The sequence below is a fragment of the Mesotoga sp. B105.6.4 genome, from assembly GCF_002896535.1.
GTDB lineage: Bacteria > Thermotogota > Thermotogae > Petrotogales > Kosmotogaceae > Mesotoga.
This window is the reverse complement of sequence record NZ_JWIM01000054.1, coordinates 1-19,722: the sequence shown is the minus strand read 5'-3', so window position 1 is coordinate 19,722 and position 19,722 is coordinate 1. Positions and strand designations below refer to the sequence as shown.

General features: G+C 47.4%; 18 protein-coding genes. 7 read left to right on the top strand and 11 right to left on the bottom strand.

The genetic code is table 11. The annotated features are described in order from the left end of the window. Nucleotides 1–379 precede the first annotated feature (379 nt). From RJ60_RS11405 to RJ60_RS11395, 3 genes are read right to left on the bottom strand one after another with little or no spacing between them, the layout of a single operon-like run. Nucleotides 380–961, bottom strand: a complete 582-nt coding sequence (locus RJ60_RS11405; protein ID WP_133117339.1) for a hypothetical protein — start codon at nucleotides 959–961, stop codon at nucleotides 380–382. A gap of 7 nt (nucleotides 962–968) precedes the next feature. Further along, complete coding sequence (locus tag RJ60_RS11400; RefSeq protein ID WP_103134749.1) at nucleotides 969–1,763, bottom strand: J domain-containing protein; 795 nt, start codon at nucleotides 1,761–1,763, stop codon at nucleotides 969–971. 2 nt (nucleotides 1,764–1,765) lie between these two features. Continuing rightward, nucleotides 1,766–2,611: a DUF5685 family protein gene (locus RJ60_RS11395; protein WP_103134748.1), complete on the bottom strand. Its 846-nt coding sequence runs from the start codon at nucleotides 2,609–2,611 to the stop codon at nucleotides 1,766–1,768. Between the two features lie 519 nt (nucleotides 2,612–3,130). On the opposite strand from RJ60_RS11395, the gene RJ60_RS15610 reads away from it, so the two are divergent. After that, nucleotides 3,131–3,298, top strand: coding sequence for a hypothetical protein (locus RJ60_RS15610; RefSeq protein ID WP_180979939.1), 168 nt, complete (start codon nucleotides 3,131–3,133; stop codon nucleotides 3,296–3,298). A 55-nt stretch (nucleotides 3,299–3,353) separates the two neighbouring features. On the opposite strand, the gene RJ60_RS11390 is transcribed toward RJ60_RS15610, so the two are convergent. Genes RJ60_RS11390 through RJ60_RS11370 form a run of 5 tightly spaced genes read right to left on the bottom strand, consistent with a single transcriptional unit; the run spans nucleotide 3,354 to nucleotide 9,197 of the window. Next, on the bottom strand, nucleotides 3,354–4,304 hold the full coding sequence (locus tag RJ60_RS11390; protein ID WP_099830309.1) for an ABC transporter permease: 951 nt from the start codon (nucleotides 4,302–4,304) through the stop codon (nucleotides 3,354–3,356). Continuing rightward, complete coding sequence (locus RJ60_RS11385; RefSeq protein ID WP_243392374.1) at nucleotides 4,305–5,846, bottom strand: sugar ABC transporter ATP-binding protein; 1,542 nt, start codon at nucleotides 5,844–5,846, stop codon at nucleotides 4,305–4,307. It abuts the gene before it with no gap. After that, nucleotides 5,839–7,050, bottom strand: a complete 1,212-nt coding sequence (locus RJ60_RS15605; protein WP_099830308.1) for a hypothetical protein — start codon at nucleotides 7,048–7,050, stop codon at nucleotides 5,839–5,841. The genes RJ60_RS11385 and RJ60_RS15605 overlap by 8 nt, the downstream gene beginning before the upstream one ends. Nucleotides 7,051–7,074: 24 nt before the next feature. After that, nucleotides 7,075–8,001: a sugar ABC transporter substrate-binding protein gene (locus RJ60_RS11375; protein WP_099830307.1), complete on the bottom strand. Its 927-nt coding sequence runs from the start codon at nucleotides 7,999–8,001 to the stop codon at nucleotides 7,075–7,077. Nucleotides 8,002–8,030: 29 nt separating this feature from the next. Beyond that, nucleotides 8,031–9,197, bottom strand: a complete 1,167-nt coding sequence (locus RJ60_RS11370) for an ROK family transcriptional regulator (protein ID WP_099830306.1) — start codon at nucleotides 9,195–9,197, stop codon at nucleotides 8,031–8,033. Between the two features lie 609 nt (nucleotides 9,198–9,806). Here RJ60_RS11370 and RJ60_RS11365 point away from each other — a divergent pair. Genes RJ60_RS11365 through RJ60_RS11345 form a run of 5 tightly spaced genes read left to right on the top strand, consistent with a single transcriptional unit; the run spans nucleotide 9,807 to nucleotide 14,411 of the window. Beyond that, on the top strand, nucleotides 9,807–10,550 hold the full coding sequence (locus RJ60_RS11365) for a GntR family transcriptional regulator (RefSeq protein ID WP_099830305.1): 744 nt from the start codon (nucleotides 9,807–9,809) through the stop codon (nucleotides 10,548–10,550). A 9-nt stretch (nucleotides 10,551–10,559) separates the two neighbouring features. Then, nucleotides 10,560–11,348 (top strand): nucleoside phosphorylase, encoded by a 789-nt coding sequence (locus RJ60_RS11360; protein WP_243392373.1) that lies wholly within the window; start codon nucleotides 10,560–10,562, stop codon nucleotides 11,346–11,348. A gap of 21 nt (nucleotides 11,349–11,369) precedes the next feature. Beyond that, the gene (locus RJ60_RS11355; RefSeq protein WP_099830304.1) at nucleotides 11,370–12,650 is read left to right on the top strand and encodes an ABC transporter substrate-binding protein; all 1,281 of its coding nucleotides are present in this window, start codon (nucleotides 11,370–11,372) and stop codon (nucleotides 12,648–12,650) included. 53 nt (nucleotides 12,651–12,703) lie between these two features. Beyond that, nucleotides 12,704–13,591: a carbohydrate ABC transporter permease gene (locus tag RJ60_RS11350; RefSeq protein WP_243392372.1), complete on the top strand. Its 888-nt coding sequence runs from the start codon at nucleotides 12,704–12,706 to the stop codon at nucleotides 13,589–13,591. Continuing rightward, nucleotides 13,584–14,411 (top strand): carbohydrate ABC transporter permease, encoded by an 828-nt coding sequence (locus tag RJ60_RS11345; protein WP_099830302.1) that lies wholly within the window; start codon nucleotides 13,584–13,586, stop codon nucleotides 14,409–14,411. Before RJ60_RS11350 ends, RJ60_RS11345 begins: the two co-directional genes overlap by 8 nt. A gap of 923 nt (nucleotides 14,412–15,334) precedes the next feature. On the opposite strand, the gene RJ60_RS16280 is transcribed toward RJ60_RS11345, so the two are convergent. The 3 genes from RJ60_RS16280 to RJ60_RS11325 all read right to left on the bottom strand — a co-directional run bounded on the left by RJ60_RS16280 (nucleotide 15,335) and on the right by RJ60_RS11325 (nucleotide 19,101). After that, on the bottom strand, nucleotides 15,335–15,457 hold the full coding sequence (locus RJ60_RS16280) for a hypothetical protein (RefSeq protein ID WP_258006291.1): 123 nt from the start codon (nucleotides 15,455–15,457) through the stop codon (nucleotides 15,335–15,337). Nucleotides 15,458–15,649: 192 nt separating this feature from the next. Then, complete coding sequence (locus tag RJ60_RS11330) at nucleotides 15,650–18,262, bottom strand: calcium-translocating P-type ATPase, PMCA-type (protein ID WP_103134747.1); 2,613 nt, start codon at nucleotides 18,260–18,262, stop codon at nucleotides 15,650–15,652. A gap of 113 nt (nucleotides 18,263–18,375) precedes the next feature. Further along, entirely contained in the window at nucleotides 18,376–19,101 is a 726-nt protein-coding gene (locus RJ60_RS11325; RefSeq protein WP_103134746.1) for a TetR/AcrR family transcriptional regulator, read from the bottom strand. 386 nt (nucleotides 19,102–19,487) lie between these two features. Here RJ60_RS11325 and RJ60_RS16275 point away from each other — a divergent pair, with 386 nt between their 5' ends. Further along, a complete protein-coding gene (locus tag RJ60_RS16275; protein ID WP_258006290.1) occupies nucleotides 19,488–19,619 on the top strand; it encodes a hypothetical protein in 132 nt (43 codons plus the stop codon). The last annotated feature ends 103 nt before the right edge of the window (nucleotides 19,620–19,722 follow it).

Below are 19,722 nucleotides of genomic sequence, written 5' to 3'. Positions count from 1 at the left end.
TTCTCTCACTTCTTGTCCAACCTTTGGGGGTCAAAGGGGTCAAATTTGAGTAGTGGTAGCGGGTGCGAGGTAGGGGGTAGGTCAAGATCTTACGAACCTCCCAACAGGTAAGAAACTTCGTTGTCAGCTGCTGACTCAGAAGGTTGGTCATGATCTTACGTACCTGCTACCCCATACCCCCAGCCTCGAAAGCTACGCTTTCCTGATCTTCCCAGCGGGTCCATGCTCTACCCAGCGTTCAGCGATCAGCCGGTCTTTGTTCTTAAGCTTACAGCGGAGCTTCTTGACGCTTCTGATCTAAGTCCCCGCTTGAGCGGGGTGGCGGCATGCTCCTGCCGACGGGGAGTGTGCTCTTAAGATCGGTCGAGTTCAGTCTACACTAGATCTTCTTCTTGACTTCTCTCTTCATAGCCCTGCTGATTACGAGGAATATTATCAGAAAAGCTAGACCTGTTAGGACGGCTATGCTCCTAGAATAGCTAATAAATAAGTCTCCTAAGAAAAAGCCGCCCGCCAGAAACAGAATTGTGCATATCAGGTCGCCGACTGCGAATAGAGAGATAGCGGTCGCTTTCGGTGAATCGCTGAATCCGGCGAACACGGGCACATATTTCCCTATTAGGGGAATCACTTTCGAGAATAGGTAGAAGAGTCGCGGTGAAGAGAGAAAAAGGCCTGTTCCCAGAACCAGAAAACGCTTTAGCCAAGATACACTTTTTGAGCTGGAGTAATTGCCGCTGACTGCATTTCTGAAGTAATTACCCACCAGAATAAACAGAATATCGGTGGAGAGCAGAGAGAGAATGGACAAGAGTATAACGGGTACCGGTTTAAGTATGCCTGCGGCTATGAGTATCCCGCCCGACACGATAAAGACAGGAATGCCAGACTGATCTATTACTGTACCAAAGAAGACAACCAAGTATCCATACTCTCTCAAAAGCTCCAGGGCTCTATCCATATCAATGTCAACAGCAGTTGCAGAGGAGATCACATAAGATACAGGTGGCACAAGCAGCGGCAGTAGTTCCCACGTCTTTCTTGTTGACGTAGGCACCGCCCACTTTCCAGACCTGATCTCTTTGTTTGAGTGTTTCGTTGTTTGGATCTACAGACCTCAGTTCATTCCAGGTATTCGAAGCCTCGGTTTGGCTACCTAACTTTTCGTACTGGATAGCTAGAAACGCCAGATAGTTCGGCTCTCTGGAACCCACTTGCATAGCTTTCTTGATATATGTTATCGCTTCAGCGTGATTACCAAGTTCGGCGTAGCTAAAGGCCAGTTGAGCGAATATCCAATCGTCTTGTCCACCATTCCTGATTGCGGTTTCTAAGTCCTCAATCGCTTTCGAGTGGTTGTTCTGGCTGCTTTGCGCAATTCCTCTTATTCCGAACGCTTCATATCTCGAGCTGTCGATAGCTATCGCTTGCGTGCAGTATTCGATGGTTTTCCCCCAGAGCCTTTGAGAGTATGATTCGGTTGCGTTGGCGATCAGAATATCGTAATTCTGGGAAGCCCTGTCACTGTAATGATAACTTCTTTCCGTATGGACTCCCGAATCGTATTCCTCGCGTTTTTCCGGAGTCCCGAGGACTTCGTAGGCTTCATTTATCTCTTTCATCTTCTGTTCTGCGAGTTCACGAAGCGGATTGTTGGAATGTTTGTCGGGATGATAAAGACTTACGAGTTCACGATAACGTTTCCGAATTTCAGACTGAGTTGCATCTGGCTTTACGCCGAGCACCTCGTAATAATTGGCCATTCTCAGCCCTCCTTATCGAATTTCTCTTTCGCTATCTCAAGACTGTTCATCACAGTATTCATTGCGCTTGATACGATCTCTCTATAATAAGTGTCCAGTGAAGGTTTTCCTTGAAGATATATGGCCTTCAACGAAGACTCCACGCCATTCTCGACTAAACCTATCATGTCTTCACGGTTCTGACCCTGTAAGAGGTTGAAAGACCCTTTAGCTACGTCAGAATGAAAGTCTTCCAGCGCATCGACAAGGTACATGATTTTCAGCATATTTATGGAAATAGATTCGCTGCGTTCTGAGTTTCCATTAGCAGGGAAGAATTCAGCGGTCAGTCTTCCCCCGAACTCTATGAATTTGCTTAGCCTGTCCAAAGGATTAAGCTTTGGATCTCGTTCGACTTCCAGCGCGGCTAAGCACTCTGATTTCAGATCGGAAATCGATATCTCCCTCTCCGCAAGTTTCCTCTCGGATAGTCTGAAGACCTTGCCAAGGATCTTCAAGAAGATCCTGTTTCTTATAGTAATCTCATTGTCGAACTCCTTGTCCCATAGGGCTATAAGGATCATCAATACAGAAAGATCAGACAATGGATCAAAGTAAGCCTCATACCCTGCCAATACTTCAACTTTCTTGGGTTGTATAATACAGCTCTTTTTTATTACCTTTTCTTCATCGATCGAAGGCAGAAAACCTGACTGAATCGAGAAGAAAATCGGATCATGCTGCAAAAGCACTGAAGCCCTTGTTCCGTATAGCCTCTTGAGATTATGGCAGAGCGTGCAGTAGATAACCTGATACTGTCTTCTCGCTTCGGGCGAAATCGAGTTCCCCGGTTTGAAATATCCAAGCATACGTACCTCGTTTTAGATCACTGCTTTTTTTACCTGTTCAGGCTTCATTTGATTCTCTTGTTACTGCTGTGGGCATCTCTGTGGAATCTTCAGATGCCCAAGGAATATATTATCTCACAGGTGTTACTGCTTCTTCACGCTGATCTACAGACTTTACCCTATCTCGTATGTAGTCCTCTGCCAGCCTTGCCGTGAGTACTAGCATCCTATAAACATACTCGATTACCTGTGAGAGCTTTACGAACTTGCAAAACCTAGAAACATTGAGACCTTGTCTGGCTGAAGACACCTCTCTCTCTATTACCTATTCGGTAATCTTAGACTTAGACACGCATAGTGAAGGCTATCCGAGTTTTATAGATCTCTTGTTTTTGTTACTGCTTCTGCTTGCGGTTTCCAACCTCTTAGGCACTCTCACGCACCTCAAAGAATTGGTGCAAGCGCATTCGCAGTCGATTGGATACTCCGAGATAGGAGCTGTGCTCTAATTGCAGCAAAGATTTCACTGGAGGTGATCAGTTGAAGAGAGCACTGACTGTGTACGGCGGATGCGATGAAGGATTCCTTCCGCAGAAAGAGATGGAGCTACGCATACAAGGGGTGAAGAGTGCGATTGACGGTATAGTTCAGGGGGGGAACGTCCCGTTCATCGATCGTCATCAGCACCGGCGACTTCTGACACAGTGAATTTGAGCAGCCAAGATTATCCTTAGGAGCTCTTTTCGTATTCAGAGTCTACATTCTAGCCACGGGCCTTGTAGAATGAATCGAATCCAACCGCTGCCAGAATTACAAGTCCTTTGAACACATATTGAACATAGAGATCTATCCCAATCAGGTTGAACGCATTGGTTATCATCGTCAGCAACAACGCCCCGATGAGAGTTCTTACGACTGAACCTTCTCCCCCAGACACACTTGTACCACCGATTACCGCAGAAGCTATCGCATCCAGCTCATAGCCCTGGCCGGCAAGAGGTGTAACTGAAAGCAGCCTTGAGGCGTAGACGATTCCTGACATTGCAGCCATTACTCCTCCGGCAACGAAGGTCAGGGTTATGTAGAAGTCGACTTTGATTCCTGAGAGTCTTGCCGCCTCTTTGTTGCCGCCGATGGCACAGGAGTACCGGCCGAATTTCGTCTTGACAAGAATGAACTGACCGAGAGCTACTAGGATCAGCAGCAAAATTATTGGAAAGGGAATCGGCCCTATGTAGCCGTTGCCGATGAAAGCAAACCCTTCTGAATCGACATAGAGAGGATAGCCGCCCGTATACATATAAACGATCCCTCTTATAATCGTCATAGTCCCCAGAGTGGCAATGATTGGCGGGATATGGATTTTCGAGCTAAGGAATCCATTTACCGCTCCAAAGGCGGCACCAACAAGCAAAACAACAATCACTGCGAGGAACCAGTGCATAGAAGATTGCAGTCCAACCGCCATAGCGGCGGAAAGAGCCAGCAGTGATCCGACCGAGATGTCGAACCCGCCGCCGATAATGACAAAGGTGGAGCCGATAGCCATTATGCCGATTATCGAGCTCTGCCTGAATATGTTTATGATATTTCTCCAAGACAGAAAATTGGGTGTCATAAGCGAGATGACCAGCGCCAACACAAAGAATGCTATGATGATTTTGTACTTTCCCAGAAAGCTTACCAACCTCGACTTAACAGCGGGTCCTGACATTCAACTCACCACCTGATTATCTAGATGCTCTTGTTTTCCGCTCAACGCCTTCTTCAGGATCTCGTCCTGGCGAGCTCCGCGTTTGAATTCTCCCACGACCTCTCCATCTGCAATTACAAGGATTCTGTCGGATACTCTCTGAACTTCCGGCACTTCCGAGGAAATGAAGATAACGGAGAAGCCGTTCTCGGCAAGCTCTCTCACAATCGAGTAAATCTCACTCTTTGCCTTCACATCGATTCCCTGTGTCGCCTCGTCCATGATCAGCAATTTTGGGCTGGTCAGCAGCCACTTTGCGATTACGACTTTCTGCTGGTTGCCTCCGCTGAGAAACTTCGTCTGCTGATGTATCGAAGCAAGTCGGATATTAAGCCTTTCCCTGTATTCATTCGCCTTGACATACTCTCTCTTTGTCAGGATCAATCCGGGTGTCACAGTGAAATCGCTTATCGCAGGGAGAGTAATATTCTTGAAGACCTCGAAAAGCATTATGAGGCCATCGGATTTCCTGTCTTCTGGGATCAGCGCTATCCCTGCATTTATGGCATCTACCGGCGAGCTCAGATTCACTCTCTTGCCCTCGACAGTTATCTCGCCGCTGTCTGCTTTCTCGGCGCCGAAAATCGCCCTGGCCAGCTCTGTTTTTCCCGAGCCGGTGAGACCGGTAATTCCAAGCACTTCACCGGGATAGACTTCGAATGAGATATCCCTGACTCTAGGCAACTTTTGAACGTTCTTCACAGATATGACGGGTGGAAGATCGTAGTTTGCAGAGCTCGAAATATCTTCGATATCATGAAAGACTTCACCGACCATTAAATTGACGATTTCTTCTCTGTCAGTTTCAGCAGTATTCAGAGTGGAGACCTTTCTGCCGTCTCTGAGGACTGTAATTCTATCTGTAATTCTGAAGACCTCTTCCAGGATATGTGTGATATACAGAATCGAGATTCCCCTGCTTTTAAGTTGCGAGATTATCTTGAAGAGATGATCCGACTCTTCCTTCGAAAGCGAGGCCGTCGGCTCATCCATAATCACTACCCTCGAATTCCTGGAAAGTGCCTTCATGATTTCCACAACCTTCTGCTGTGCCACCCCGAGCCTGAATATCTTCTCGTCCGGTGAGAGATCAAATCCATACGATTCACAAAGGCTGCGAAATCTCTTTCTCATATTCTTCTCTGAAAGCAGGCCCGAGACCTGCATCTCGTCACCGAGGAATATGTTCTGCTCGACAGTGAATTTGGGAATGAGGCTCCTCTCCTGATAGATAACACTTATTCCCTGCCTGAAAGATTCCGTTGGAGATGAGAAGCTTGTTTCCTTCCCGTCGTAGAGAATAGTCCCGGCATCTTTCTGATAAGCTCCGACAATGCATTTTGTGAGCGTCGACTTTCCCGATCCGTTCTCTCCCAGAAGAGCGTGGACCTCCCCCTCTCTCACGTCCATGTCTACCCTGTCAAGAGCCTGAACACCGGGAAAGCTCTTGGATAATTCCTTCACTTCTAGAATGAGTCTAGAGCCGGTAGTATCTCTATTCAACTAAATCACCCACATACTCGAGAATCTTATCGCTTATGTGCCTTATATCCCACGAGAGAACAAACCCATCATGGCCTTTTCTAAGAGTTGCCTCTACATAATTCCCGACTTCGTCCAGTCCGACCGAACATACAGGTGGAATATTGACCGCCTCAAAGCCTGGGAAGATCCTGGTTACCGGATTGAGATTCATCTGGTCGATCTTATTCAGCTCGAGTACATAGTTCTTCTGATCGATGCCGCTCATTCTTATTTCTTCAAAGCTTTCAGGCAACAGAAGGCCGGTCAGCTCTCCGATAATCTCAAGCGCTTCTCTCTCCGAAAGCCGCAAGGCGTGATCCACGAGAATTTGCGCCAGAGAGAGAAGTTCCATCGGAAGTCCGGCCGGCCCCATTGTTTTGCAGTAAATCATCGGCTTCATCCAATCCACATGCCTGGATATTCTCTCGTAATCCTGCGAAACGATATTTCTAAGAGAAGGGGAGAAAAGATCCACGCCCACTTCAAGGCCCACGTTTTTCGCCCTGTCGGAATATTGAGTTAGCAGCTGGAGCACCGATGACCTTCTGAACTCGAGAAATTCCCCGGTAATTATGTAAAACTCTTTGAGAGTTTCAAGTACTTCGTCCATTCCCCTCTTCGAACCGAGCTTTCTTAAAAAACCGTGAATTGCCTCCTCAAAGGCTGAACCCGTTGCGCTCGATCTCTCTTTGCAGGTGTCGCAGAAGCAGGTAAGCATCTCTCCTATCCCGTTGGCCGGCGAAGGAAAACGGATCCTGTCGAGAAAGACACCGTCGAAGTCGGCAAGACCAAGGATTTCTTCGAAGCGGCTTAGAAAGGCCTCCTCCTGACTTATCTTGTTGGGGCAAAGAAATTCAAACTCCTCACCGCCGGCCTTTTGGGATTCCAGTATCTCCGACCGGCCGCTTTCTATCGTTCTGACTATCTTGAAGGCGTCCGTATCGAAATCTACTGGCGTGTCTGCCAGCATGGGATACCAGAGATGCGGAGAGACCCCGACGTCTCTGCAAATCGAGACAAGCGGGGAAAGATATTCGGGCCGGACCGACCAGATAATGAGCTTCTCAAGTCCTGCCTTCTTTGCCTTCGAAAGTTTCTCTGTAAGGCTTCCTGAATTATCCCTGGACAGCTCCTCGTTAAAGAACAGCTGTGAGAGGATATTGATCTTACCTGCTTCAGACATCAGCGACCTCCTATCGTATTTCTCTTACATTTCCGGTTCGAAATCGGCCACGTTATCCTTTGTAACCATTACTTGCTGGATCTCGATGAACTTTGGCACTTCCTGGCCGGTCAGGTATAGATGGGCGGCCTCAACTGCTTTGTAGCCTTCTTCAATAACCGAGAAATACGTGGAAGCGTAAACGTCTCCGGCTTCAATGTAAGGAACGAGCTCTTTCGCATACTCCAGGCCCAAAACCACTACGTCGGTGATTCCTCTCTCCTTGAGCGCCATCGATGCCGCTATGGCTCCCGACCACCACTGGCAGGCAATGACGTCGACATTTCTGCCGCTCTGGAGGAAAGCCTCCATGAACGCAAGCGTTCCTTCCTTTGTCCAGCCGTCGATAGGGCGCTTCTCAATTATGCTCCAGGAAGGATTTCTTTCAGCAACGGAGAGAAAACCCTCTTCTCTCATTCTCTGGGCAGTTGTACCTGGATTACCTTCTATAAGAATTATGTCGATGTCGGCGTTCCCAAAGAGCTTCTCGACAAATTCTGCCTGGACAACGCCTGATCCTATCTCAGAACGACCTATGTGGCTAATGACACCCGGATACTTGCCTTCAGGATCTGTTCCGATGCTGTTTGTGAATGTTATCAATGGAATTCCGGCTTCGTCGCAGCGAGTTACCGCCGTTCGAAGGGCCATGTTATCCGCCGCGCAAAGTAGCACGAGATCTACACCTCTTGCAATGAAGTTCTCAACCTGAGACAGTTGCTTGCCTGCATCCCATTCTGCGTCCGCATAGATCAGGTTCAGTCCAAACTCCTTAGCGGCCGCATCCAACCCTACTCTCTGGACGCTGAAGAATTCAACGGTTCCGGGAAGCAAAACTGCAACGTCCGTCCCAAATAGAATTCCTGCCGTTAGAACGAAGATCAAAGCCAGTAGAACAGTAATCTTTCTCATAAGTACCTCCTCTTGTAGTTTCCTGCCGTTCAAAATCCCGAAGTTCCCCCTAGAACCTCTTTAAGGAGCAACTCTTTCTGAGCAAAATAAGCTCCGCCGATGACAACACTGTAAGGCTCAAGAGCCGCTCTGACAAGTAGATCAGGTCTGTAAAGCTCTTGAGGAAGAACCTTCCTCAGAGTGCTGTCGATTATCGGGAAAATCCGGTCATACTGGTTGAAGCCAATACCACCCCCTATCAAAAGTCTTGCCGGATCGAGAAGCATAATTGCATTGGCAAATGCAAGCGCAAGATGTTCGCAGCCTCCCACAATTCTTTTGAGGATTCTCTCATCGGAGTCCATCTTCTCGAATAGGTCCTTTACGCTGAATTCCCAGCCGTTTTTCCTGCAGAAAGACTCGAGAGCAAATCCCGAGAACCACTGTTCGAGCCTTCCAAATCCAGCATTCATCTTTGATTCCGTAGACCAGTCGGTGACAAATTCGCCGATTTCGCCGGCTCCACCGACGCATCCTCTGTAAACCGAATCATTTATGACGATACCTGAGCCTATACCGGTTCCGATCGAAACCAGAATCACATCATTGTACTCCTTTGCAGAACCGATCCATGACTCCCCGAAGGCGGCAAGTGTAACATCGTTTTCGATCAGCGTCGAAATCCCGAACTTCTTCTCGACCGGCGTCTTGAGATCAAGATTGCCGATGTCGAAGGAGGGCATGTATTTTATCTTCTGCGTAGCCCTGTCTACCGTACCGGGAATGCCTAAAGAGATTCCCAGTACCTTCTCTTTTCCGACTCCCTCTATGTAACTCTCGAGCCTCTCATTCAACTCATCTACTAGACCCCTCTCGGTTCGAAGAAGGTCAGTGTCTATAGTGTCGCGTTTCAAGATATTTCCGTCGAGATCGATCAACGCGAAGATAGTCTTGGTTCCGCCTATGTCAACACTTAGTACGTTTCTGTAATCTTTTGCGAAAGAGATATTTATAGGTTTCCTGCCACCGGAAGATTTGCTCTGTCCGAGCCCGTTCTCTCTTACAACTCCCTCTTCAACAAGGTCGTTGACAATTGAAGATATGGTCGGTTTGCTGAGTCCGGTCAGTTTCGCTATTTGGACTCGAGAAGTACTCTTCCTTTCTCTAATTATCCTCAGAATTTCGCTCGTTCTGATCTCAGTAAGTTTCGATACCACTTCTTCCCCCCCCGCTTCCTTCCTTCATTTTCTTCTCCGCCGATTCATGACTGACAACCGGGAGATCGCTTACAGAAAACACCAGAAGGACATCATTCCAGTTGGTAAATAAAAACTACTAACTAATTCAATTGAATTATAGCCCTTGAAGCGTCAATGCCAAAGGGCAATCTGGCTCGACGGCGCGGATCCTACAAGCAGGATTTGACAACTAATCACTTTCACTCTTCTCTCTTGAACCGTAGTCGAGTCGTAAAAATGTTAGAGATGATTTCTCTATTCTCGAAAAAACCCATCTTCCTCCTACAAATCTTCGTTAACCCTTGTTCCTTACATGAAAGTGCGTGGGTCTTGTATTTCAATGGACACAGGAACGGCTCTTTGAGAAAATAATTCTGCTGTGAATCGAAGGCCGAAATCAAAAGCTCTTCATTGTGGCTGCAATAATGCCTGAAGATAAGAACAATCCAAATAATCACGCCTAGGCAATTGGAATCGGTCGACATCGCCAGAAATTAAGTACGGAAATGAAGACTTTATTTTGTATACTCATAATACATCATACATAATACGTATGATGACTAGAGTTATTGGGGGTAGATCGAATTCATGGCAAGAAGAAAATCACTTTACGAGATCATATATTCGCAAATAGAGAGAGAAGTCCAGAAGATGAGCGACGGGACGCAGCTTCCTTCAATAGAGAAGCTCTGCGAGGATTATGGTGCAAGCAAGACCGTTCTAAGAGAAGTAATAACGGCGCTGGAAAAGGACGGCCTTGTCGTAAGAAGGCAGGGTCTCGGAACCTTTGTTGTGAAAGACAGCGGGCTTGTTCATACGGGGATTGAATACTTGAGGGGTCTGACGAGAATCATCTCCAGCTCGGGAAAGAACCCCGAGCTCATCTATGACAAGTTTTGCGAGGTCAAGGCCGATGAAAGGCTGGCAGAAAAGCTAGAGATGCCTGAAAACGTGAGCCTGGTGCTCACAGAGAGGGTCTATGCAGCCGATGGCGTACCTGCAATATTTGCCAGAACTTACATCGCATCCGAGAGGATTCCCGGAAAAACCGAAGCCCTGTTAAAGACGCTTGAGGGAAGGAAGGCAAAGGAACTGGTTCTATTTGATCTTCTGGAAGAAAACTTCAAGGATCCAATCAGATACGCAATTGCCGAAATAGAATCGAGACTTGTCGACGAAGAGTTGGCCGGACTGCTCAAAATGAGACCGGGCTCATCAATAGTGCTGCTGAAGGAAGTTCACAGGGATATCAAAAACGTTCCCATGCTCTACTCGGAGGATTTCATAAACACGGCGGTGTTCAGAATACACGTTCTCAGAAAGAAGATTTGAGGTGACATTATGATGGAGGATTACAGAGAGCCAGTCGGACTTGAAGGAAAGCTTCAGTATCACATCGAGTGCCAGGCGGGAGACATAGCGCCAGTAGTTATCGTCCCGGGAGATCAGGGAAGAGTTGAGAAGATTGTCAGTAGACTTAGCAGCACAAAAAAGATTGCGGAAAACAGAGGTCTTATCACCTATACAGGTGAGTTCAACGGCAAACCAGTCTCCGTTACTTCTACCGGCATGGGTGGCCCTTCAGCAAGTATTGCATATGAAGAGCTTATCAATGTGGGGGCGAGGGTGCTGATAAGGATCGGCAGCGTAGCCGGACTGCAGGAGTACGTAAATGAGGGGGACATCGTTGTGCCGTATGGTTGCGTACGTGATGATGGAGCCTCGAACTACTACGTCCCGGCGAATTTTCCCGCAGTGCCTTCTCCAGATGTTTACTCATCTCTGACGGCTTCGGCAAGAACTCTTGGAAGAGAGATCATTACGGGAATCAACTGGACTCATTCCTGCTTTTACAAACGCGATCCCGAATACTTTCAGAGCTGGAGCAGAAGAAGGGTAGTCTCACTCGAAATGGAGGCTTCGGCACTATTTGTGATCTCTTACCTGCGTGGCGTAAAGGCTGGATTCATAGGTGTATGCTATGCGAACAGATACAGGCAATCTGCCGGCTCAAAGGTTGATCTTTCCGTTAAAAATCCGAGGAGAGACCAAATCGAAGACTCAGTGAAAGATGCGATCGAAATAACCTTGACTGCAATAGAGAAGATGTACAGCGAAGATCTTGTATAACGACCGAAGGGAGGGGATTCTATGAGAAACAGATTTCTGCTTTTTCTTGTTGTTCTCTTGACTGTTTCATGTTTCGCGGTTCCGCTTCAGCTCTCAAGCGAGGTTGGAATTCACACAGACGCCTGGAAGACCAGAATGGAGGGGTTTACAAAAGAGACCGGAATCGAAGTGGAGATTCAGCAGTTTCCTTATGCAAATTACCTTGATCAACTAATGCTCGGGTACACTTCCGGAAGGGTAGAGATAGACGTACCTTACATTTCTATGCTCTGGTACCCCGCTCTTTCGATTGGGAACTACATCTATCCGATCAGCGATATTCCCGGATACGAGAAGATCGACGAGTCGGATATTCCGGGAATAAGAAACGCGAAGCTGAATGGAAAGACGTACATCGTGCCCTACATGAACGAACTCGGAGGAATAATCTATCGAAAGGACCTTTTCGAAGACCCGACTGAAAAGGCTAATTTCATTGCCAAATACGGCTACGAACTTCAGCCGCCGCAGACTTTAGAGCAATACAGAGATGTCGCAGAGTTTTTCAACAGGCCGCCTGATCTTTACGGGGTAACTCTCATGGGAAGAAGAAGCATCTTTCTTGCAACCCACTTCATGCAGAGGCTGTGGGCAAAAGGCGGAGCATTGCTCGATTTGAACATGCGCCCGATCTTCAACTCCGAAGCCGGCATCGAGGCTCTGGAAGAAGTGAAGTACATGTTCCAGTTCGCCAATCCCGCTGCAATGAACTATGACTTCCAGGAAGCCTTGAACGAATTCATAAGTGGGCGGAGCGCAATGGCAGAGGTTTGGACAACTGGAATGTTCTACGTCGAAGATCAATCGAGGTCGTCTGTAGTTGGCAAGGGTGGTTTCGTTGGATTCCCGAGACCAGAAGAAAAACTGGGAGAGAAGCTTCCGATGCTCTACATTTCCTGGGGGTTCTCGGTCAGCAGTGCCGCTCCGGACAAGGAAGCGGCGTTGGAGTGGTTACTTTATGTAACAGAGACGCAGAACGAGGTTGAAGCAGCGCCTACTGGCAACATTCCTGCACGGTTCTCTGCTCTGAACAGTCCGGAGCTCGCAGAGTCTTTCCCATGGATCGGCGATTTCGCTGCTGCTATGGAAAAGTGCATCCCGACGCCAATAGTACCTTTGATTCCCGAAGGCGGAAGCATTGTGAGCGGCATAATAGCTCCGGCCGTCTCGGAATTCTTGGCGGGAACGAAAACTGCCGAAAAGGCTTTGAATGACGCAGTCAAGGAAGTTGACAGACTTATGAGAGACGGAGGCTACTATTGATTTGATACGGAGCCGGGTCGAAAGGCCCGGCATTTTCTATGGTAGGTGATCAAATGAAGTCGAGACGTAGATCTAGAGGTTATTGGTATATTCTTCCTTCAATGGTTTTTATAGTCATAATCTTCATGATACCACTGACCTATACTATCGTGATGTCCTTTCTGCGGTGGAATCTGCTCAGGCCGGATCTGGGCATAAGAGCGGCAGGCTTCAGCAATTACGTCAGGCTATTCACCGACCCTTTCACGCTGGACACTGTGGGAAGGACCTTCTACTTTGTTTTGGGGGCGGTCTTAATAGAGCTGATTGCGGGGCTGTGCATAGCTCTTGCCCTGGATACGGAATTCAAAGGCTGGAAGATTGTTCAGTCGGTCTTGCTCGTTCCATTCATGATCGCTCCCGTCGTTGTGGGGTATGTCTGGCGCTTTGTTCTAAACAGTGACTATGGACCAATTATTCATATATTGAGACAGCTCGGGCTTGGAGGACTTGTCGAAAAACCCCTTCTGTCAAATCCTTCTGCGGCGATGCCTGTATTGATTGTTGCAGATGCGTGGGAGTACATTCCATTTGTGACTCTCGTCTTGCTTGCAGGGCTCAAATCAATCCCTTACGAACCGTATGAAGCGGCATTTGTGGATGGAGCAAGTTCCCTTCAGAGATTCCATTACATAACGCTGCCGCTTCTCAGGCCTTCTATACTGGTCGCAGTGGTAATAAGGACCCTCACATCTCTGCGTGTCTTCGATATTGTGTTTATAATGACTGGAGGAGGTCCCGGAACTGCTACGGAGACTCTCGCCTTCTACGGTTACAGAACTGCCTTTCAGGCGTATAACGTCGGCTTTTCTTCGGCGATTAACATGCTTACTTTCGCCATAGCGGTTTTCTTCACAATACTCTACATGAAGATAATAGGCGGTGGAAAGAACTATGCTTAGGAAGAAACCTTTCACCAGAATAGTGGTTTTTGTGGTCATAGCTATGGCGCTAATCTGGACTCTGGTACCACTGGCGTGGATACTGCTTTCCTCTTTCAAATTTGAGGCCGACCAGTTCTCGATGCCACCCAAGTGGGTTCCAGCACGTATCACCTTCCAGAATTACGCGAAGTTCTTCGGAAATTCCGAGTTTGTCCGTTCTCTGATCAACAGTGTTATGATAACGTTTTTCTCGACAGTCATAGCGCTTTTGCTTGGGGTGCCTGCGGCTTATGCTCTGGCAAGGTTTGACTGGAAACATGCAAACACTATCGCTTTCGTCGTCCTGCTGGCGAGAATGACGCCGCCGATTGTCATGGTTCTGCCCTTCTTTATGATCGCAAGATATCTAGGAATATCAAACACTTACCTCCCTATCGTACTGGCGCTTTCATTTTTCAGCGTCCCGTTTGCAATCTGGATGATGCGCGGTTTCTTTCAGGAGATCCCCAATTCTCTCGAAGAAGCTGCCATGATAGATGGGTGCACGCGATTTCAATCTTTGAGGAGAGTTGTCCTCCCCCTCGTCATGCCCGGTCTCTCGGCCACGTCCATACTATGCGCCCTCATCGCCTGGAACGAGTTCCTGTTTGCCCTAGTTCTTACAGGCAGAGACACCAGACCTCTACCCGTTCTGGTCAACATGTTCGTTAGCGAAAGAAATATTGAATGGGGTGTAATGAGCGCAGCGGCAATAATCACCGTACTCCCTATGATAGTTTTCGGTCTCCTTGTGCAAAACGACCTCGTTCGGGGCCTTACAATGGGAAGCTCTAAGTAAAGCCTGGATTTAGGATTGGCAGGTTACGAGTCCAAAAGAAGCAGCTGGAAAAAACCATGGTTGATTGCTTCCTTCAACAAATTCAATGCTTTCGCTATCACCCCAAAAACACTTACGATTCTTCAATTCATGGAATTGTCTTCAAGAACCGAAGCATGTAGTTTATCGTATGGGATAATAATCGAAACGAGAAAACAGTTTTTGAACAGGGGGTAAGGCGAAATGCCAAGAATGCTTGTTGCAACTGCGCCAGGAAAGGCGTCGATTGTTGAATAGAGCGTAGATTAAATAGGGTCAGACTCCATTTTTTGGTCAAATTAAATAGGGTCAGACTCCATTTTTCAGACTAAACGAGAAATAGAAAACAAAAATCTGCGAGATTATTCCTACGGACAGAAAAAAAAGTCAAGCAGGGCTCTTCATCTGCTCCTCCCTAGAGGATACCTAATACAAAAAGATTATGCCACTATGGTTCACATGAAAGCCGTTCTATGTTTATCGTCAAAGAGCAAGATGCGGAAACACGTACAAAATGATGACATGTCGCTCTTTCAGGCCAGCAACATGAAACAGCTCTCGACATTATCCGGATTTACAGGACGGAGCATCAACGCAATGGAAAGAAACGGAACTCCGAAGGACCACAAAGGATTGGAAACTACTTCCTATATCGGAAGTAACTTCTGCCCCCGGAAGTACTTTTTCTAAAGAAAATCAGACTCGATTTTTCAGAGCCACAATTCTAATCTCTTTCATTCTATGTGTTGGCAGTATGAGGCCAACAGTTTTGATAGAACCGTCTTCTCTGGCAATAAAACGGGAACTTCCCCAAGAATCAAAACCCAAAGAACTGTAGCCATGGCTCTTGTACATTGACGACGTTGTCACCGGTTCTGAAAAGGCTCCTTCACTGGATTGATAGCTCATTCGATCGTATCCTTCACCGCTGGCTGGACAAAACTTACCGCATAGCTATTTCCCTTGAGAAAGACCGTGTCATAGTAAGAAATCCAGAGATACTCTCCGTCATGGAGATCTTCACTCAAGCTGTCTCCTATAAGCCACGCTCTCGGCACGGGCGCACGCGCAACCGATATGAAATCGTCCCAGCCCGCGATTGCAACCATATGGACAAGAGAATCGACTGGCGACTCGTTGTAACAGTAGTACTGTGTCGCGCGAAGAAACTTGAGAGCAAAGCCGACCCAGATACAGGCAGCTGCCTTACTTTCATTCTGTCAACGCTTGTGGCGAATCAGTCCAATCAACTTCGCAATCTCAATTACGGGAATAGGCACCAGCGAGAGAAGGAGAGCCAGAACGTACATCGGTGTCTCCAGTTGAGCCAATCCGAAGATTGTCGCGAAAGGAGAGATGAAAACAACGGCAGCCACCATCGTAAACGAAGTCAGCACAGCAAGAAATAGCACTTTGTTTGAAAGGATCCCGATTCTGAACAGCGAGTGACTTGACCGCATATTAAACGAGTGAAAGATCTGAGTCAAAGAAAGAATCACAAAGGCCATGGTTCTTCCTGCAATAACATCTCCGGTGCTCTTCCAGCCAATCGCAAAGCCAATCAAAGTGAGAATGGCAAACATAGCTCCTTGAAGAAGAACCTGAAGTCCCAGTCCCCCGGCAAAAATGCCTTCATTCTTAGGTTTAGGCTTTCTATTCATGACATCCTTCTCCACTGGCTCCATGCCGAGCGCGATCGCTGGCAGGCTGTCGGTCACGAGGTTTATCCAGAGCAGTTGCGCAGATATCAGCGGGGCTTCTCTCCAGATCATCATGGCGGTGAAGACTGTAAGTATCTCTCCAATGTTTGTTCCCAGAAGGAAACCGACCACTTTTCTGATATTGTCGTATATGCCGCGGCCTTCCTTAACGGCGTATACAATCGTCGCGAAATTATCGTCGGTAAGGGTCATGTCGGCCGCGGACTTCGCAACATCTGTTCCGGTTATTCCCATCGCGCATCCGATATCGGCAGCTTTTAGAGCTGGAGCGTCGTTCACCCCGTCCCCCGTCATTGCAACGACTTCACCCTGCTTTTGCAATGCATGAACGATCCTGATTTTGTCTGACGGCGACACTCTTGCATAGACCGAGATATTTCTTACCCTCCTGTCCAGTTCATCATCAGGCATTTTTGACAGCTCAATTCCGGTTACAATCTCATCTCCATCAAGCAAGATGCCGACTTCTCTGGCAATAGCCGCAGCTGTGAGTTTGTGATCGCCGGTGATCATAACCGGCCTGATCCCTGCCTGCCGGCACAGTCTGACGGACTCTTTCGCCTCGGGACGCGCCGGATCTATCATACCTACGAGACCGAGAAACGTAAGACCACTCTCAATCTCAGCTGGATCGAGGGTCGCAGGAATTTTTTGGATTTCTTTGTAGGCGACGGCAAGAACTCGAAGCGCGCTGCTACCCATTTCCTCCGCGATCTCTCTACCCTTTTGAACATCTCCTGATGTGCATCTTGTGGAAACTGAATCTATTGCGCCTTTTACAATTACTACGTTTTTTCCATCGATGCCGTTAATAGTTGTCATCATTTTCCGTTCAGAATCGAACGGTATCTCGGCCAGTCTCGGATACTTCTTCTCTATCTCATCTTTTAGGATCCCATTTCTCATGGCTGCCAGCACTATAGAGGTCTCAGTCGGGTCACCGATGTGCTTCTCTTCTCCATCCTCAATAACGACTCTGCCGTCAGAACAAAGCGTAGCGTACAGCAAGAGGTCCTTTATGTCAGACGAGTTATCATCGCTGATCTCCTCAGTAACTGACGAAGAAGCCGAAAAGGCCTTGACCAGGGTCATTTTATTCTGTGTGAGAGTTCCCGTCTTATCTGAACAGATTACCGTAGCGCTTCCGAGAGTCTCCACGGCGGGCAGCTTCCGAATAATAGCGTTTCTCTTCACCATTCGTTGGACTCCAATGGCAAGCACAACGGTCACAATCGCCGGAAGCCCTTCCGGAATCGCTGAAACCGCGAGCGAAACAGAGATCATGAAGATCTCCATTATTGGAATACCTTCAATAAGCCCGACAAGAAAAATCACTCCACAGGCGATAAGAGCGGCGATGCCGAGATACTTCCCAAGAGCGGCCAGTCTATGTTGAAGAGGAGTCTGAGTGTCTTCTTCTCCTGAAAGCAGGCCCGCGATCTTCCCCATTTCTGTCTTCATTCCAGTCTCAACGACGATACCCTTCCCTCTTCCATAGCTGACGCCGCATCCCGAGAAAACCATGTTGTGTCTATCACCGATAGAGGCCTCTTCCTTAACGATTGCATCTGCCGATTTCTCGGAGGGGACCGATTCACCGGTCAGGGCAGACTCGTCGACCTTCAAACTCGCACTTTCAATGATTCTCGCGTCGGCAGGAACAAAATCACCGGCCTCAATTAGGATAATATCTCCCGGTACCAGCTTCGATGCTTGAATCAACTTCTGTTCTCCGTCACGGATTACCCTGGCGTTTGGCGAGGAAAGCTTTTTCAGGGCATCCAGAGCCTTCTCTGCCTTGCTCTCCTGTATTACACCGATAACAGCGTTCAAGATGACAATAAGCATTATCAGAACCGGCTCAAAGAACCCTTCCTTTTCGAAGATCGAGACAAGAAACGAAATCGCTGCGGCGGCAATCAGAATGATTATCATAACGTCCTTGAACTGCTTTACAAAGCGTTCAAGATTCGTCTTCTTTTTCTCCTCGCGGAGAATGTTTTCGCCGTATTTGCCGAGACGTTCTTCCGCTTCAAAAAAGCTAAGGCCTACTTCTGGATCGACTTCAAGTTGTTCGGTAACTGCTTTTATCTCAATGAAATGCCAAGTCATAGTATCCTCCACAATTTTCATTTATCTAATTATTCATTCCAGATGAGAATCGTCTCAAAACTAGGAAGTCCCACCAGAAAGCTTCGTGAAAACTTCTCGCTGGCGAGCTCCGATCACGATTGACCAAGATTTCCTGTCCTCAAAGAAATCTCGGTCCCTTTTATCAGAGAAGAGAGAACAACTCGAAATGATTGTAAAAACGAATTGCGCAACTCTTCATCACTCATCAGACTCTTCTTTTTGAGGTCGTCGTAGTAAGCCGCAAAGGTTACAAGTGGAATTATCGAGAAGAAGAATTTGAAAAGCGTCATTTCTGACGAGTAGTTGAAGTCGCTATCTGCCTCGGAAATCGATTTGAAAATCTGGTTGTCCTCGGTATCTCTTGTGAGATCAAGCAATCTGAAGAGGTCGTCGTGGTGTTTGCTTTCTTTCAAGGATTCGAACATCAATATTCTCAGAATTAGCCTGTTCTCAATTAGATAATCGAGTATCCTGTCGTAATAGAAGAGCGACCTCTTCACGAAACGCGCAACCGAGTCTTCATCGATGAACTTCATCCTGTCATGCTCTATATCTAGCTCGCCATCTCTTATCATCTGGATAATACTTGCCTGAACGAAGTCCATCGCTATCGTAGTCGCGTCTTTTAGCAGAGAATCCACGATGTGGGTAAGAATCTCTTCCTTGCTACTGAAGTAATAGTATATGAGACCTTTGGTTACGCCCGCAGCTTCCGCTATCTCGCTTGCAGTTGTGGCGTGAAATCCCTTTTGAGAAAACAACGCAATCGATGATTTTATTATTCTTTCTCGAGCCTCGTTGACATCTGAGGATTTCAATTTCGGCCTCCTGACTGACTGGTTAGTCAAAAAGATTATATACCGTTATTGCTGACTGTCAATAGATGGAAAAGTGGCTGGGAAAATTGATTGAAGAAAACGAGACAACCACTAAAAGAATGGGCCACCTCAGCTCTTAGAAATCTTATCATTATCCATAAGTCAGGGAGTCAAATGCCATAAATATGCTGATTCTTGCGCGAATTCGTATTTGGCGCCTGATGATCCTGATCTTAAGTCCTCCCTTGAGGGCTTATCATTACCCATAAGTTAAGGAGCAAAAAAAAGAAATCATATTATGCTTCTTCTCCTTTGGCAGTATATGCTGTATTTGGCTCCTGATGATCTTGATCTTAAGTCCTCCCTTGAGGGAGGAGGGCCACGAAGTGGCGGAGGGTGTCTGTTTCAAAGAAGAGCATCGAGAGTACGAGATGAGGAGAGAGTACGAGAAACAGGAGAGAGGGAGTTCTCGTCCTCTCGTGAGCGAAGTGAACGTCTCGAAAATGCCCTTTCTCTAGCTTCACGCTCCACTCTCCACCGATCTTAAGAGCGTAGGGTCAAGAGATGGCGCGGTGTAAGTACAGACCTTGTGAGGCCAGGCTGTTTACTCCCCTTTCGGGA